This window comes from Flavobacterium sp. MDT1-60, assembly GCF_014844035.1.
Taxonomy (GTDB): domain Bacteria; phylum Bacteroidota; class Bacteroidia; order Flavobacteriales; family Flavobacteriaceae; genus Flavobacterium.
In genome coordinates this window covers 2678240-2695906 of the sequence record NZ_CP062159.1, presented here as the reverse complement: position 1 = coordinate 2695906, position 17667 = coordinate 2678240, and the positions used below count along the sequence as shown (strand labels likewise).

General features: G+C 34.7%; 11 protein-coding genes. 3 read left to right on the top strand and 8 right to left on the bottom strand.

Going from position 1 to position 17667, the window contains the following annotated elements; translation table 11 throughout:
- Positions 1-337: 337 nt before the first annotated feature.
- Together IHE43_RS11525 and IHE43_RS11520 are read left to right on the top strand one after the other, a co-directional pair.
- Positions 338-772, top strand: a complete 435-nt coding sequence (locus IHE43_RS11525) for a DUF6526 family protein (protein WP_192188054.1) — start codon at positions 338-340, stop codon at positions 770-772.
- A gap of 548 nt (positions 773-1320) precedes the next feature.
- Positions 1321-2235 (top strand): hypothetical protein, encoded by a 915-nt coding sequence (locus IHE43_RS11520; protein ID WP_192188053.1) that lies wholly within the window; start codon positions 1321-1323, stop codon positions 2233-2235.
- Positions 2236-2552: 317 nt separating this feature from the next.
- Here the strand turns inward: IHE43_RS11520 and IHE43_RS11515 are convergent, their stop codons facing one another.
- The 6 genes from IHE43_RS11515 to IHE43_RS11490 all read right to left on the bottom strand — a co-directional run bounded on the left by IHE43_RS11515 (position 2553) and on the right by IHE43_RS11490 (position 12491).
- Complete coding sequence (locus IHE43_RS11515; protein ID WP_192188052.1) at positions 2553-4577, bottom strand: glycoside hydrolase family 97 protein; 2025 nt, start codon at positions 4575-4577, stop codon at positions 2553-2555.
- Between the two features lie 25 nt (positions 4578-4602).
- Complete coding sequence (locus IHE43_RS11510; protein ID WP_192188051.1) at positions 4603-5847, bottom strand: glycoside hydrolase family 71/99-like protein; 1245 nt, start codon at positions 5845-5847, stop codon at positions 4603-4605.
- A gap of 382 nt (positions 5848-6229) precedes the next feature.
- Positions 6230-7732, bottom strand: coding sequence for a RagB/SusD family nutrient uptake outer membrane protein (locus IHE43_RS11505; protein WP_192188050.1), 1503 nt, complete (start codon positions 7730-7732; stop codon positions 6230-6232).
- Positions 7733-7756: 24 nt separating this feature from the next.
- Complete coding sequence (locus IHE43_RS11500) at positions 7757-10759, bottom strand: TonB-dependent receptor (protein ID WP_192188049.1); 3003 nt, start codon at positions 10757-10759, stop codon at positions 7757-7759.
- A 121-nt stretch (positions 10760-10880) separates the two neighbouring features.
- Positions 10881-11963 carry a hypothetical protein gene (locus IHE43_RS11495; protein WP_192188048.1) on the bottom strand — a complete coding sequence of 361 codons (1083 nt, stop codon included), beginning with the start codon at positions 11961-11963 and terminating at the stop codon, positions 10881-10883.
- Between the two features lie 6 nt (positions 11964-11969).
- A complete protein-coding gene (locus IHE43_RS11490; protein ID WP_192188047.1) occupies positions 11970-12491 on the bottom strand; it encodes a DUF5004 domain-containing protein in 522 nt (173 codons plus the stop codon).
- Between the two features lie 482 nt (positions 12492-12973).
- On the opposite strand from IHE43_RS11490, the gene IHE43_RS11485 reads away from it, so the two are divergent.
- On the top strand, positions 12974-14572 hold the full coding sequence (locus IHE43_RS11485; RefSeq protein ID WP_192188046.1) for a DUF6377 domain-containing protein: 1599 nt from the start codon (positions 12974-12976) through the stop codon (positions 14570-14572).
- Positions 14573-14872: 300 nt separating this feature from the next.
- Here IHE43_RS11485 and IHE43_RS11480 read toward each other — a convergent pair whose 3' ends face one another.
- Entirely contained in the window at positions 14873-16096 is a 1224-nt protein-coding gene (locus tag IHE43_RS11480) for a sterol desaturase family protein (RefSeq protein ID WP_192188045.1), read from the bottom strand.
- A gap of 119 nt (positions 16097-16215) precedes the next feature.
- On the bottom strand, positions 16216-17502 hold the full coding sequence (locus tag IHE43_RS11475; protein WP_192188044.1) for a Glu/Leu/Phe/Val dehydrogenase: 1287 nt from the start codon (positions 17500-17502) through the stop codon (positions 16216-16218).
- Between the last annotated feature and the right edge of the window lie 165 nt (positions 17503-17667).

Genomic DNA, 17667 nt, shown 5'->3' with positions numbered 1-17667 from the left:
CCTCTTATTTCTAAAGTCTATTTTCTATATTCTATTATCTATCTTCTTAAAAAAAATATTGAAATCATATAACATTATCAAATTAAAGTATAACAAGAAACATCTCCAATCCATCTAATTTTACTTTAAAGAAATAAGAAATAAAAGCCATTTGAAACGGATTACATGCAATTGAGGCTTTTTTAAAATATAGATATCGTATAAGAAAACTCAAAAGAAAATCTTTCGGGTTTATATATAAAGAAACATTGGTTATGTTAGTTTATTTTGAAAAAAAAGCTATTCTATTCATAGGGTAGCTTTTTCTTATTTAACTTTAAACCTAAATACAAAAACTATGAAAATTCAAACCTATTACAACCACATACGTTTTTACACTCCCCATCATTTTGTTTATTATCCCATTTTAATTATTTTTTTGATTGCCAGTATTTACTTTGCGTTCAATACAGATCAGCCATTAATTTGGTCCTTTATAAGCGTTGCTTTTATTTTTCTATTTTGCCTTGCCTTCATGTTACGCCAACATTACGCCTTAATTTTACAAAACCGAATCGTAAGACTAGAACTCCGCTACCGTTATTTCACCCTAACCGGAAAAAGGCTGGAAGAATTCGAATACAAATTAACAGACGATCAAATATTCGCCCTGCGATTCGCACCTGATAACGAATTGCTCCCTCTTATAGAAGATACCCTAAAAAACAGCCTAACCGGTGACGCCATAAAAAAAGCCATCGTTCACTGGAAAGCAGATTATAATAGGGTTTAAGAAAAAAAAACAATTTTTTAAATTTAATAGCAGGGCGTGCCACCATTTAAAAAAAGGCCCAATCAACTTTGCGTTCATTGGGCCTTTTCTTAAAAGCTGTCGGGCTATCCGCGCTACTTTGGTAGCGTGCTTCTATCCCTCACGCGATCCCGTTTTCATAAGAACGATTATTGAATTATAAATTTCAAGACCATTTCAAACTAACAAAAAAAGACACACTACTGTACGCCTCTACGTGTACTTCTACATGAATATCTTAACGTTTAATTTGGCTAAAGCCTTTAAATATGTCAATTTAAATCACCAAAGAACTGACTTCAATCTGTTCATCAGGAGCTTTACCAAATGGTTTTGAATTTGTATCTGTTTAATGGTTCAAAAACATAAAAAAAAGAGTGATGTGTCAATTAACTTCAACCAAAAAACATATACTTATCTGATAATCAAAAAGATCATCAATAATAAAACAAAGAAAAAAAATAAATGAATGATTTTTTTTGTTAACTTTAATTGTTAAAATTATCTACCAAAACTTAAAAATAAATCTTATGAAAAAATTATTTTCTTTATTGATTATTTCCCTTTTTTGGTTTTCGGCAAACGCTCAGAATACTGCTGAAATCTCCGCCGAGAGTACTTTACCTACCGTACAAAATAATTCCGATAAACCTCAGGATTATAATCCTGAAGATTTACCCTGGCATGCAAGACGTTTTAAATTTAATGCCGGCGTTTTTTTTCCAACTAACAACACTCAGGTAAAAGTTGGCAGCAACAACGGTAATGGTGGAGATATGATTGATTTTGAAAAAGATTTGGGCTTTAATAAAACTTCTACATCATTTGCAGGTAGTTTTGAGTGGAGAATCTCCAGAAGATCAAGACTTGGAACCGAGTTTTTCTATCTAAAAAGAACCTCAACTAAAACTCTGGAAAAAGACATCGAATTTGGTGATAATACCTACCATGTAAATACAACTATTTCAGCATTTCAAGACAGTCAAATCGCTCGTATATATTATGGTTATGCCTTTATATCAAAACCAAAATACGAAATTGGAGCACTGATTGGAGCGCATGTTTTATTTGGCGATGTTGGTTTAAGAGTTGTCGGCGAAACACAACAAGCTGAATTCAAAGATAATTTTGACTTTACTGCTCCACTGCCTGACCTTGGACTTTGGGGAGAATTTGTTTTAGCACAAAGATGGGGACTGTATGTAAATACAAATTATTTTGCCCTAAAAATTAACGATATTGACGGTCGAATACTAAGCTATAACATATCTGTTTTATATAATGTCTACAAAAATTTAAGTTTAACTGCCGGGTATACAGGATTAAATATAAGAGTTGATGTCGAAAAAGAAAGACTTAACGGATTCTTTAAATGGGGATACAATGGTCCGACTTTAACTGCTACTTATTCTTTCGGAAATCATGTTAAACTATATAAACACTAAAATTTTGTTTCAGGTTTCAGGTTTCATGTTGCCTGGCTTTGAACATAAATTTAACCGCAAAGTTCGCTAAGTTTTTTATCTAACAGTCGGTTCAGAAAACACAAAGTTCGCAAAGCGAGATCAACTCAAAGCTTTGCGAACTTTTCGTTTTTAAAAAACAACGCAAGTAAAAAACTTAGCGAACTTTGCGGTTAAAATCACTCGCCTAGATTGCAACCTGAAACCTGAAACTTAAAATAAATAATAAGCCCGATAACTTTTACAGCTATCGGGCTCATCAACTCAAACTTAAACTAAAAAAACTTCAACTAACTCAATTATTTCTGTATCGGAGAGAATTTTATAGCTGTTCCTCCACCAGCTGCGAGTTTGATATCTAATACTGTTTTACTGTTTACTTTTTGCTTTGAAATCACTACCGGACACGGATTTGTTTTATAATTCGCTCCTGCACCATCAGCATAAATTTCGGCTTCATATTCTTTTCCTGCATCTAAAAATGATAATTGCACTTTAAGATTTCTGGCGTCTTTGTTGGTAATAGATCCTAAGTACCAGTTTTTATCGTCCCAGTCTTTTCGGGCAATAGTTGTATATTCTCCAATCTTAGAATTTAAAACTTTGGTATCCGACCACGTGCACGGAACGTCTTTTATGAATTGAAATTCGGGTTTCCCAACATAATTCTCAGGTAAATCTGAAGCCATTTGTAACGGACTGAAAATAATAACATACAATGCCAATTGATTTGCCAAAGTCGTTTGCACTCTCGCTCCCGATGGTGTTTTATAATCAAAATTGAAATTCCCGGGTGTATAATCAAATGGTCCTGACAACATTCTTGTAAAAGGCAAAGTTGTCAAATGTTCCGGCGTATTTCCACCATCAACAGACCATGCATTATATTCCTGACCTCTTCCGCCTTCCTGAGACATAAAGTTCGGATAAGTACGTTGAATTCCCGTTCCTTTCATTGGTTCGTGGTTGTCAATCATAATATGATATTTAGCTGCCGTTTCGATTACTTTTCTGTAATGACGTGCTCCATACTGACTGTCGTGCCATTCTTTTTTGTCCAAGTATTTATTGACATAACCCGTTTTAACCGAATTCACGCCCATTTTCTGATACAGTTTAAAAGCATCTTCTAATTGGCTTTCATAGTTTTTTGTAGCACCTGCCGTTTCATGATGTCCAATTAAACGAACATTTTTGATGGCCGCATATTTAGTGATTTCCTCCAAATTAAAATCCGGATACGCTTTTACAAAACTAAATGCAGTTCCATCAGCTGTCCAGTCTCCATCCCAGCCTTCGTTCCAGCCTTCTACCAGAACACCGTCAAAATTGTTTTTCGCAGCAAAATCGATATATTCTTTTGTGTTCTTTGTTGTTGCACCGTGTTTTGGTCCTTGTCCCCAAGTGAATTTCTCCAGATGCATTCCCCACCAAATTCCGATGTATTTTGATGGCGTAATCCACGAAAGGTCTTCAATTTTTGAAGGCTCGTTCAGATTCAGCATTATGGTTGAAGTGGCAACATCACCAGGCGTTTTTCCAACAACAATAGTTCTCCAAGGCGTGTGAAAAGGTGTTTCAGCATATACTTTTACACCATCTGCCCACGGCACCAAATCGCTTTTGTATTGTTTATCACTTGTCTTTAAAAGTGTCATTGATGCAAAATCAGTCAAATTGGCTTCGTGAATCGCTACAAACAATTTCTCTTTTGTTTCAAAAGTGGCCGGAGTATTAATCGTATCGGTTTTACTGATTGGCGTTTTGCGATAGGTACTTTCGTAATAACTGTTTTCACGATGCACCGGAATCCACCAAACATCATTATCAGACTTAAAAGTAAATTGCGTGATTTCATTCGAGATCTTTACTTTACCTAAATGAGGTTGTTTTGGAAAAGAATATCTGAAACCTACTCCATCATCAAAAACCCTGAAAATAATATCTACCAAACGCTCTTCTCCCTTTGACTCTTTCAAATGAATAATCAATTCGTTATGATGATCTCTCACTTTTTTGAATTCTCCCCACGGTTGTTCCCAGGTTTGATCTGACGTTTTTTCTTCGGTTGAAACCACTTCAAAACCTTCTGTCATTTTCTGGATTTCCTGAAATTCAAATCCCATCAAAGAAGGTTCGATTACTGATTTCCCATTAGATGTAAAACTATATTGTGGCTGACCTGAAGCTGTTAATTCAAAAACTAATTCGGTGTTTTTACCCGGAGAGCTGATTTTGTATGTTTTTTTAGTACTGGCACTGCAAGCGTAAATCAAAATTGACGCAAAAAGAATAAGACAGTATCTATATTTTATGTTTTTCATTATTTAATTGTATTAATTACAACTCTTATTTTATTTCACTTATTAACTGTTTTGCTTTTGCAGGCTGCATAGAAACAAAATAATTAAAGGCCTGATCTAATTTTTTCTGGGCATCGGAATTGCCTTTCTTTTCTACTCGCAGATTGTACATTTTGCTAATCTCAGGAAAAACAGATTCGGTATTTTTTACACCTGCAAAGGTTTTTACTTTTTCGATGTAAGTATATCCAAATTCTACTGTTGGTTCGAACATAGTTCCTTCGCCAAAGTCATTCCACGTGATTAGCTGCAGATAGCTTAAATTGGCATTTTTGGCCAATGTAAGCGTTTCATCCAAAGTAGCTCCATTATTATGTTCAATTGTCCAACCTATTGCTGCACCTCCTCCACCTTCGGCATAAAAATCTTTAAAACCAGGATAAGCACTTCCCATGGCAACTGAGAGTTTAGGTTTTGTATTGGTATAAAAATTGGTCAAATAGGTACTGTTTTTATATACCCATGCATACTCTCCTGAAGCATTCGCACCTGCCTCAACAGATTGATCCCAAAGGGTTAAAAAAGTAGGTTTTGTAGTCAGCGTACCAAAAACATTTGTCCATTCCGCTGGAGTTTGCAATACAATTGGGCCGAAATTCAACAATAAAGGTTTACCGCTTATTTTGATATAATTGGCATCATCAAAATAATTTTTGTCCATATACGCCAGATCCGTTTTAGCAGCACTGGTAACCGAAATTGCTTTTCCGGCATTGACAACATTTGATGTTACTCTGTCTTCGTAAACAATGGCATATTCCAATCCCACTTTGTCTAACATGGCAATTAATTGCTCTGTGTTTTCTTTGACCATTCTGTAATCATTAACATCATAAGTGCCATACCAATCGATTAATACACCATCAATTCCTGAATATTTCATCAATAATAAATGATTTTCAATCACATTTTTATCGCCCGAATGATAAGGACCAATTAGAGGATAATAGTACGATGCGATTTCTCTTCGATTGTTTGCACCTATAGTATTCGGATTCTTGTTTGCCATTGTCCAATGATATCCCCATTTTTTATCGGCACTACTTTCATTGGTTTCAAACCAGGGCATGTAATGCACATAAATTTTGGTGCTATTTGTTTTTTCAATCGCAACAGGCTGAATTGTTTCTGGTTCTGTGGGTTTATCTGAACCTTTGTCATCTCTGCTGCATCCAGAAGCCATGAGAATGTTCATTATTCCAAAAAACAATAATGTGATAGTTTTTTTCATCTTAGTTTAATGTTTGTTTTTGTTTTTTTGCCACAGATTAAAAGATTATCACAGATTTTATAATCATTTTAATTCTCTAATCTGTGGGTAAAATTTTCTCTCGCAGATTTTGCAGATCAGGCAGATTTTTTAATTCTTATCCTTAACCTTTAGCTAAAAATATTGCACGCAGATTTAAAATTATTTCACGCAGATTTAAAATGATTTAAGCAGATTCAGCAGATTTTTTATAACTATATTTTTTTAAATCTGCCTTAATCTGCAAAAATCTGCGTGAAATCTTTTTTTAGCGTTTGAATCTTATAATCTGTGGCATAAAATCTTTTTTAAAATATGTCAGCCTTCCACGACTAACCAACATGGAAGACTGACATTCAATAACCTAATACCCGGGATTCTGTACCAGGTTTTTATTTGTAGTTAAAACAGTGCTTGGAATAGGGAAAATTGCTCTGTATTTTTCTGTAGTTCCTTTTTCCCACCATGGCAGGAAGAATGTTCCAAAACGAATATTATCCGTTCTTCTTCTTCCTTCAAAAGTGAATTCTTTAAGCAGTTCTTTATCAATAAAATTAAGATCTATCGTTGCAGGCATTTCTTCTCCGGCACGAGCGGTTACTTGCTGTAAAAATGGTTTTGCCAAATCAGCAGATCCTAAACGTACATAACATTCTGCCTGCATCATCAGGATTTCGGCATAACGTATTACAACTAAATCATGGTCACGCTCCCATTGTTCTCCTGCTTTCATTTCATATTTCCCAAGACGAACTCCCTGATTTTCTTTTGCATCAGCAACACTTGTTACTTCTTCTGTATACGTTAAAGGTTCTCCATTATCCATAACAATAACCTGCCCGTTTGCTAAATTGATCTGATCTCCGGCAACCATGCATTTTTTTCTTCTGTCAGTATCTGCAAAAGCAGAATAAACTCCTGGCTGTGCACACATTCCGTTAGCGCTCCAAGGATAATCTCCAATTGGAGAAAGCGTTAATTTATGCAAGTAATGACAAGACATTGAGGACATGTAGTTTCCTACTGTTCCTGCTTTTGAATCGTATGGAATTGCAAAAATGATTTCAGGTGACTTTTGATTCTCTGTAGCAAAATTGGCGAAGAAATCCGGAGCTAAAGAATAACCCGTTACTTTCTGACACATATTGATACAATCCTGCCAACGCGCTGTTCCTATAAAAGCTTGTGAATTTAGATATAATCTCGCCAACAGAGAATAGGCAACATTTTTTGTGAATTTAGAGTAAACCACATTTGAAGTTAAATGCGGAATAGCATCCAACAATTCTTTCTCCACAAAATCATAAACTTGTTTACGGGTAGAATTTGACGGTAATGCGGTATCTTCAAAATTGGTTACAATTGGCACATTTCCGAATAAATCCAAAAGATTATAATAGTAATACGCTCTTAAGGCTTTTAATTCAGCATAAATTGGAGTTTTTGCAGCATCTGTCAAAGATGATTTATCGATTTGATAAATGATCGAATTGATCTTTGCAATTCCGGTATAATTGTAACGCCAGGCGGATAGAATCATACGATTGTCTGCTTTCCAGGTGTGTTTTTGTGCATCTTGATATTGTCCGCCATCATACCAGTTTGTTCCTCTGGTAGGTATGGTAGCTTCATCAGAAACCGTTTCGTTCAAAAAGAATACATACTCGCACGTTGGATAATTATTTGATATCCCATCTGCAAATCCTCTTAATGAAGAATAGGCTCCACCAACTAATGCATCAATTTCTTTTGGCGTATTTCCAAAATCCCCATCTTCTACTCTATCATATAATTGTTCATCCAAATTGGTACATGATATCGTAAAAAGCATGCTTATTAATAGTGCTGCTGTTATTTTGATTTTCATTTGTTCTATTTTTGAGTTAATCGCTTAATTATTAAACGTAAAATTTAATCCAACAGAAATCGTTGTTGGTCGCGGATAATTATTGTACTTATCGATTCCGGGCGCTGCTAATCCGGTTTGATCTACACCATCTTGTGCATTTAGACCAATCTCAGGATCAACCCCTTTGTAACCTGTAATTACAAACAGATTCTCTCCCATAGCATACACTCTGAATTTTGATGATTTAGATTTCAAAGGAAAAGTGTAACCAACTGAAAGAGTCTGAAGTCTGAAGAAAGAAGCATCTTCTATCCAATAATCTGAATATTTTGGAGATGAAGTAATACCGCTATTTAAGAAATCATCCGGAACATTATACGCTGGTAAACGGTTAGGATCATTTAACATCATATTAGTAGCATTTAATGCTTTTTGGCCAAACATTCCGTAACCTGAAACACCTAAATCAAAATTTCCGTAGGTAAAATTCATTCCGATTCCTAAAGTCAAATCTGGCTGAATATTTCCTAAATCGCCTTTATCAGCGTCAACTAAAGCATCACCTAGAACTTTATCACCGGCTGCATTGTAGTATAACATTTTTCCATCAGCGTCAAGTCCTGCATTTTTGAATCCCCAGAAAGTTCCAACAGGATATCCTTCCGCTATAATTTGAGAATATTGTCCTGACATTCCAGATAATCCGTGCAGAGATCCACTATAGATAACATCTGTTTGATAAGTTGGATTCGATAATTTTTCTATTTTCTGAACGTTGTGTCCTAAAGTCAAATTAGCATTCCATGAAAATTTATCTCCTTTGATAACATCTGCATTCAGCGTAAGCTCAACTCCTTTATTTGACATTTCACCAACGTTTGCTAACATTGTTCCCACTAAATATGGAGGCTGAGGCACTTCATAAGTGTATAACAAATCTTCTGTGTTTTTTGAATAATACTCGAATGATCCTGTGATTCTGTCAAACAGCGTAAAGTCAACACCAATATTTAATTGTTTTGTAGATTCCCATTTCAAGTCCGGATTCGGATTTTGTTTTGGAGAATAAGCCAAGCTCCAGGTTTGTGTAACCGGATCGTAGTAACTGTCATTTCCAACTCCTAATATTGAAAGCGATTTATATTCGCCAATTCCATCCTGATTACCTGTAACTCCGTAACCCACTCTTAGTTTTAAATTACCCAACCAGTCTTTTGTCGAGCTCATAAATTCTTCGTTAGAAATTCTCCAAGCTGCAGAAGCTGATGGAAAAGTTCCCCATTTATTGTTTTCTCCAAAACGGCTTGAACCATCTCGTCTTACTGTTGCAGTAAACAAATATTTGCTGTCAAAACTATAATTAGCACGAGCATAAAAAGAAACCAAATTTGATTTTCCTTTATAAGAATACACATCACCTAAACGATAATTATATCCGGCTCCTAAATTGTTATAACTAAATGCATCGGATACAAAACCGCTTCTTTGTGCGCCAAAACCTTCATAAATATTTTCCAAATAAGAGTATCCGCCTAAAGCACTAACCGTATGTTTTCCAAAAGTTTTATTGTAATTCACATACAGTTCTCCTTGTGCATTGGTGTATTCTGCATATGTTTTTTGAGCGTAACCATCTTCTGTTCTTCCTTCCATAACAGCATAACTTGGTTTGTAAGTACTTCCCTGAACTGCGTTATGTTCTAATGAAATATTGGCCACAGCCATAAAATCATTTAAAAATTTAACTTCAGTTTTAAAATAGCCTAACAATCTGTGTCTTTCGTTATCAACAGTTCTGTTGGTTAAAATTTCAACCGGATTTTCATAAATTGTTCCTCCAACTGATGTGAATTCTCCATTAGCATCGTATACCGGAATCGTTGGGTTTAAGTTATAAGAACGCTCAAAAATTCTGTAATCTAACGGATGCCATTTGTCGATATTAGCAAATAAACCCATATCAAATTTCACCTCTTTATTGTCTCCAAGATATTGGTATCCGCTAACGTTTCCGCTCAATCTTTCAAGTCCTGTCGATTTGATAACACCTTCATTATTCAAATAAGAGAGTGACATTCTAAAACCGCTGTCTGCTTTACCAGAATTTATACTTAACGTATGCGATTGTGAAATAGCCGTTTGTTCGATTGCTTTTTGCCAATCGGTATTTCCACCGTAATCAATGGCATCTTTATTTCCGGTTTGGCGTACATATCCTCTCCATTGATTGGCTGATAAAAGATCTAAGTTGTCATTCACATAACCAATGCTTGATAATCCGCTATAGGTAACTGAAACACCTTTTGTTCCTGATTTTGTAGTAATAATGATAACTCCATTTGCTCCTCTTGATCCGTAGATCGCTGTCGCCGAAGCGTCTTTCAAAACATCTACCGATTTGATATCAGAAGGCTGAACAACATTGATATCAACACCGGCAATTCCATCAACTACAATAAGCGGACTGTTGCTTGCTGTTAATGAAGTTCCTCCACGTAAACGCAAAGTTGAACCCGTTGCAGGATCTCCTGAAGGACGAATAACATTTAAACCCGCCACTTTTCCTTGTAAAACCTGTTCTGTAGAAGAGATTGTTCCTTTTACTAAATCATCTGCCCGAACGGTTGAGATGGCACCAGTTAAATCTGATTTCTTTTGAGTTCCATAACCAACAGCAACAACCTGAACTTCTGCCAACTGATAACCATCGTTTTGCAGACGAACATCGATATTGGATTTCGTTGCCGATGTAATCTGTACTTTTTGAGTTGTTGATCCAATAAATGACACTTCAATCGAACCTCCTACGGCTACAGACAAAGTAAATTTTCCGTCAAAATCTGTTGTGGTGGCATTTTTAGTATCAACCTCAATTACCGATGCACCTGGTAATACAGTCCCTGTATTATCATAAACGGTACCTGATACCTGCTTTTTTTCCTGAGCAAACGTTCCTGCCGAAAGAAAAAGCATGAAAATCAGGAATACCACAGTTTTAGTAGTCCACATTTGATGCAGGACTATTTTTTTATTTTTACTATTCATATGTAGTTATTTTTTGTTTTTTTATCGGTCATATGTAATTCGCATATCCAATATTGGAATCATGACCCTTTTTTGGTTTATGCTCATTTCATTAGAATTGATGTTTTAATTCGATAGTGAATTATTTGTCTAAAGTTTTAAGAGGAATTGTGGTATCCGAAATTGTTTTGTCTTTATTGTCTTTTACCAAAACATGAATTTCAGTTAAACCAGGAATTCCATTAAGTTCAGAAACCAAATTGACAAATCCTTTAATCTCAGCTGTTCCTCCGGCAAATTCACCTGAAATTACTTTACTGCCCGCGTTAATCTTATAAATTAATTTATTTACACCCGGCTCGTTATTTTTACGAGACATTCCCAGAAAATCTTTCTGACTGATTTGTAAAGGAAAAAATCCAAATACTGGTGACGGTGGCGGAATGTATTCTCCAGCGTATAAAACCTGATCCGGAATCGTTCCTGCCCAATCGTCTTTTACCATCAGGAAAACCAAATTTTCCATTACATAACCATCTGGTGCATTGTAATAATCTTTTGGAACTAAATCCATTTTATAAAAACCGTTTCCTAAATCTTTTAGTTTAGTTTTTTCTACGATGTCCGGAAGCCATGATTGGTATTCTTGTTTAATATCCCAATTGTTCAGTCCACTATGCATGTGTACACTCGTAGCACCAGCAAAGCCCGGAGCCAAATTGGCATTAAACAAAATACTAACTCCTTTGTCTATTGTTGGTTTTGTAGGATAGGCTCTGATTAACTCATTAGCTGTATAAAATGAGGAGAAATCAGTGTACGCCACATTGGCTACACCACTTTGCTTCGATCCGTTTTTGTTTTTTAAACGAAACCAAAATCCAGCGCTTGCTGCAATTTCAGCTGGTGTTTTAGAAAAATAAGTAGTTGGTGTTAAAGTGAAACTCCAGGTTTTATCTTTTACGTGAGTAAGTTTTGCAAAATCGGATGAGTTCTCCCAATGTCCTGCATCCGGTTCAGATGGTGACCAAATCCAGATATAAAGATCTTCATTTTCAGCAAATGTAGTTTCTGAAAGATCAAAGTACCATGTTACTTTTTCATCGTATTTGTAAACTACAGGAAATGATGTTATACTGCCTACAGCTCCGGCTTCTTCCTGAGCCTGAATAAAATTAGGAGCCATCAAAAGGGCAAGTAAAATTGTATATATAAACTTTTTCATATTACTTTAATTAATAGCATTTAATTTGAATACATAAGACACAAAAGGAGTTCCGTTAGAAGAATGCACTAACTGAAATTCCATTTCGTCGTTGCTTCCCGGAACTGATGTTAATCGAAGTTCATCTGTTTTTTGTGTTTTTTGAGCATCGCTGTACAGATAGATTCTTACTGCACTTGCATTAGTCTGCTGAAAATCTGAGCTTAATTTCCAATATCCTTTCGGGGCAAATAAAGGAGGAACATTGCCCATAACTTCGTAACTTGTTGGTTGGTTCTTTTCGTCTACACTAAATCTGATTTTAAAATCCTCGTAGTTAAAGTACGTACTCAAGTTTTCTTCGTCTGGCTTGATCGCATTTGCTTTCGCAGATTCATCTACCATTTTCAAATTTGTTAATCCCCAATCTCCATTTACTTTCTCATAAATGGTAATCGGATCGACATAGCTTCCGTCATCAATATTGTCACAGCCAATGGCAACCAGACACATCATAACAGCTAACCAATAAATACTTTTACATCTCATAAATTTGTGGTTTGTTTGTTAGTTTTTTTATCCCTTAAAAGGACAAGGCGAAGCTAGATGTTAAAAAAACCTAAAAAAAAATATCTGATAAAAATCAAGATGTAATTCAAATATTTCAACAATCAATAAACTGACAATCAAATATTTACAATATTTTAACAAATACAAAAATCAAGATGTTGTTTAGATAAAAACTGACATCTAAATAATAGTATTTATGACAATATGTAAATTAAAGCCTATATTTTTTTCACTATACATATATATTATTGCTTTTTATTGTATAATTGCAAATTATTAGACTACTTTTAACATTTAGATCTTGTTTTTGTTCGATGATCCAAATTTTATAGCTTTGTTATTAAGAGAATTACCAGAATCTAAAAAGCTATGTAATCATTATCGATTACCATTTACCCTGAATAAAAAACGAATTAACTCAAACTCACCAAAATATTTTACCCTAAACCAAAAACAAAACCATGCGAAGAATATACATTCTGTTTTTTTTTATTACAGGTTTTTCTCTAACTGCGAAAGAGACAAATCCTGTTCTGGAAGAATTAGATAAAGCGCTTCTTAAAAAAGATATTTACTTAAAACAGAAGTATCGAAAAATAGAATCATTAAAAAAAGACGTATCAAAATTTACCGTAAGTCAAAACAACGAGCAGCTTTATAATAGTTATATGTCGTTGTTTGACGAGTATAAATCATTTAAATACGATTCGGCTTATTATTATTTAGAAGAAGCAAAAGTTAAAGCAATTGTTTTAAAAGATCCTAAATATTTGGCTAAAAGCCGAATTAAAGAAGGTTTTGTACTACTTTCATCCGGACTTTTTAAAGAAGCTATTGACACGCTGAATGTAATTGATGACAACAAACTTGATCAAAAGAACAAATTCGAATATTATTCCATAAAAGCCCGCGCGTATTACGATTTAGCCGATTACAATAAAGATCAGCGTTTTAACATTCATTATGTGCAACAAGGAAATCATTTCCTCAAAAAAGCTTTAGAATTGATTGGAACCAATACCAATGAATATTGGGCCGCCGAAAGTTTAAAAAGATTAAAACAACAAGATTGGCGTGGCGCCGAATTTGCCTTCAGCTATTGGATCAACAATTACAAATTGCCGCCAGATTATTACGGAATCGCAACGTCGAGCCTCGGTTATATTTATTCCGAAAGAGGCTATACAAAAAAAGCCATTTATTACCTGGCACTTGCCGCTATTGCCGATGTTAAAAATGCGACGAAAGAAACCGTTGCACTTCGGAATTTAGCCAATGAACTCTTTAAAATGGGGTATTTGGATAAGGCTAACGAATACATCAATATTGCGATGGATGACGCCACTTTTTATAATGCCAGACATAGAAAAATTGAGATTTCGTCGATCTTACCTATTATTGAAAAAGCACAGTTAAATAACGTAAAAGATAAAAATGATAAACTTGAAAGAATCATTATTTTATTGACGATCCTTACTGTGATTATTGTTTTGTTCCTGATTATCATTTTCAAACAATTAAAAGAAAGAAACAAAGCCAGAAAAATAATGGCTTCTTCGTATGCACAGCTTCAGGAAATGAACATTAGTCTGAGTGAAGCCAATGCCATTAAGGAAGAATATATTACGTATTTTATTAAGGCAACCTCAGCTTTCATTAATAAAATAGATCATATCCAGAAAAGTACGCTTCATAAAATCATCACCAAAAGAACAGATGAAGTTATTGCGAGTTTGAAACGTTACAATGTGAAGGAAGAACGCGAGAATCTTTTCCATCAATTTGATGAAATCTTCCTGAAATTATTCCCCACTTTCGTGACCGATTTTAATCATTTATTCCCAAATGATCATAAATGCACCGTCAAAAAAGGAGAGCTTTTAAATACTGAACTCAGGATTTTTGCCTTATACCGATTAGGAATTCAGGACAGTAATCAAATGGCTGAATTTCTGGAACTTTCTGTAGCTACCATTTATACGTACAAAACAAGAATCAAAAGCAAATCTGATTTTAAAGATACTTTTGAAGAGAAGATAATGGCGATTAAGACGATTTAAAAAGTTTGCCACTAATTGCACGAATTTTCACGAATTATAAAATCGAAACGGGACTATATATTTATAGGCAATTATTACACGTTGACAAGGTAAAGCTCCAGCGAGGCATTATGTTTATAGCAAATATATTTAGGTTTACCAATAAAGCTCCAGCAGAGCGAAATATGTCACCCTGATGGGGTTCGATCGCATGATTTAAACATTTCTATAAACATTATGTCCCGCTGGGACTCTATATCATAAATTAAAAAATCTTTTTTTTTCTTTACTCTTTACTCTTTACTCTTTACTCTTTACTCTTTACTCCGAAGTCTCTAACTGCAGCACGACATTTTGATAACGTTTGCTCAATGAAAACAATTGCTCGGCAAAAATCATAATCGCTAATGGTACAAAGAAAAATACTGTCAAATCTTCTTCATATAAAAAATAGGTTGTAACCATAAAAATTCTGCCATATTCCAAATAGTAAATCCATTTTCGCTGTTCTAATAAAGCACCGCAATTAACCAATGTAATAAGAATAAAGAACAACACAAAAGCTTTATCTAAAGCATTTAAATACTCAAAATAATAGGTAAAAACGGTTAAAAGCAAAGTGCAAACTCCTAATTGAATATAAAGATAATTTCGGAATCGAAGTCGTTGATGGGGATTCTCCTTGTCTTGTAAAAAGCGTTTTTCTAATGTTGGTCGAATATCCTGATCCATATGTGCCGGACTTCCAAAAACGGCTTTCCATCTGGCTTTAAATCCATTGGAACGTCTCCATAATTCATAAATCTCAAAGTAATAATGAAAATGCTGCCAAAGAAAACTGTAGCTTTTTAGCGGATGGGTCAATCCGTATTTTGGTTTTTCTTCCTCTTCCTGAAAAGTTCCAAAAAGACGATCCCAAAAAGTAAACATATCTCCGTAATTTTTATCCAGATATTTTTCATCAGAAGCATGATGAACACCATGAACAGAAGGCGTTACAAAAACATATTCGAGCCATTTTATTCTGCCGATAAGTTGAGTATGCGTAAAAAAAGAATACGCACCATGAACAATCAGCATTGTAATAACCATAGCCGGATGAAATCCAACGAAAGGCAAAACACACCAAAATCCTGTTCGAATAACTGCCTGAAAAGTCGTAATTCGGGCAGCAGCCGTAAAATTAAATTCTTCACTATGATGGTGCACGATATGCGCGGCCCAGAAAAAATTAACTTCATGTCCTAATCTATGATACCAATACCAAACAAAATCGGTAGCGAGGATTAAGGCAAACCAAACAAAAATAGTACTCGGAATATCAAAAAGCCTGTAATTATCATAAATCAAATAGTACAATTGATAAAAACTGGCAGCGATAAAAAGATTAATTAATCTTTCGGCAATACCAATGCTAATGTTTGAAACAGAACTTTCATAATTGAAAATCTCAGGTCTTTTTTTGCGTTGTGCCAGCTTATATTCTAAAAACAGAAACAGAAAAAAAGCAGGCATTGCGAAAGCGAGAAAATTAATATGTCTCATTTTAAAGATTACTTTATATTGATTTGATACAAAACGAAAAAAGACATTTTCATCAATCAAAAAATTGCAATCGCAAGTTTTGTAACTGATGAAAATAATCTTAATCTTATTACAAAAATTTAATTCTGTTTGAATTTTGGTTCTTCTAATGCTACCTCTTTTACAGCTTGCGTATCAGCCACTTTTTGCAAAGCAATAATATACGCTGCGATTCTTGGCGTCACATTGTGTTTTAATGCAATTCTAAAAACAGTTTCAAAACCTTTTTCCAAAATATCTTCCAAACGTGTATTAATCTGATGAATTCTCCATGATTCTAAAAGCGAATTCTGAAGCCATTCAAAATAAGAAACGGTTACACCTCCGGCATTCGCCAAAATATCAGGAACAACTAAAACTTTATTATCATGCAATATTTTATCTGCATCTGACGAAATAGGTCCGTTTGCTCCTTCCACAATGATTTTGGCCCGAATATCCTTTGCATTTTTCTGTGTAATTACATCTTCTTTAGCCGCCGGAATCAATACATCAACATCTAAGAGCAACAAATCTTCGTGTTTAATAGCACCTGAATTCGGATACCCTTTAATGTTTTTGTTGTTCAGGTTGTAATACAAGATTAACTCTGGAATATTAAGTCCGTCAGGATTATAAAAAGCTTCTGAAACATCACTAACCGCAACAATTTTTACTCCTTTTTCATATAAAAACAAAGCCGAATGCAATCCTACATTTCCAAATCCCTGAATAGCAGCAGTAGATCTTGCAGGCCTTAATCTTAATTTTTGAAGGGCTAATAACGTAATAATACTCACACCTCTTCCGGTTGCTTCTACTCTTCCTAAAGAACCTCCGGAATGCAAATGTTTTCCGGTTACCACAGCATGAATTGGTTTGCCGTGAAGTAACGAAAATTCATCCATTAACCAGCCCATTTCGTCAGGACCTGTTCCCATGTCCGGTGCCGGAACATCTTTATTTGGTCCAAAAATATCAGCTAATGCTTTGGTGTAGCCTCTGGTAATTTTTTCTAATTCTGTTTTAGAATGTTTTCTGGGATCACAAATGATACCGCCTTTTGCTCCTCCAAAAGGAATTCCAATAACGGCAGATTTCCAGGTCATCCAGGCTGCAAGTGCTTTAACTTCATCAAGATTTACGGCTGTATCATAGCGAATTCCACCTTTTGATGGTCCCAAAGCTGTATTGTGAATAACGCGATATCCTTCAAAATTTTGAACCTTTCCGTTATCTAACACAATCGAAAAATTAACGACAATTTGTTTTTCGGGACGTTGTAATTTTTCTCTGATTGATTCCTCTAAATTAAGAATATCAGCTGCGACATTAAAACGATCAATCATCGATTGAAAGGGGTTCTGTTTAATTATTTCTGCACTCATAGTGTATATATTTTTAAATTTGAATATTTGATTTGTATTTTTTTTCATCATTAAAAACTCCTTTTCATTCTTTTATGAAAAGCGTTTATTCCACATGCACATTCGACAACATGGAATTTTTATCAGACAACACTGCATCATAATATTCGTATTTCTATTTGATCT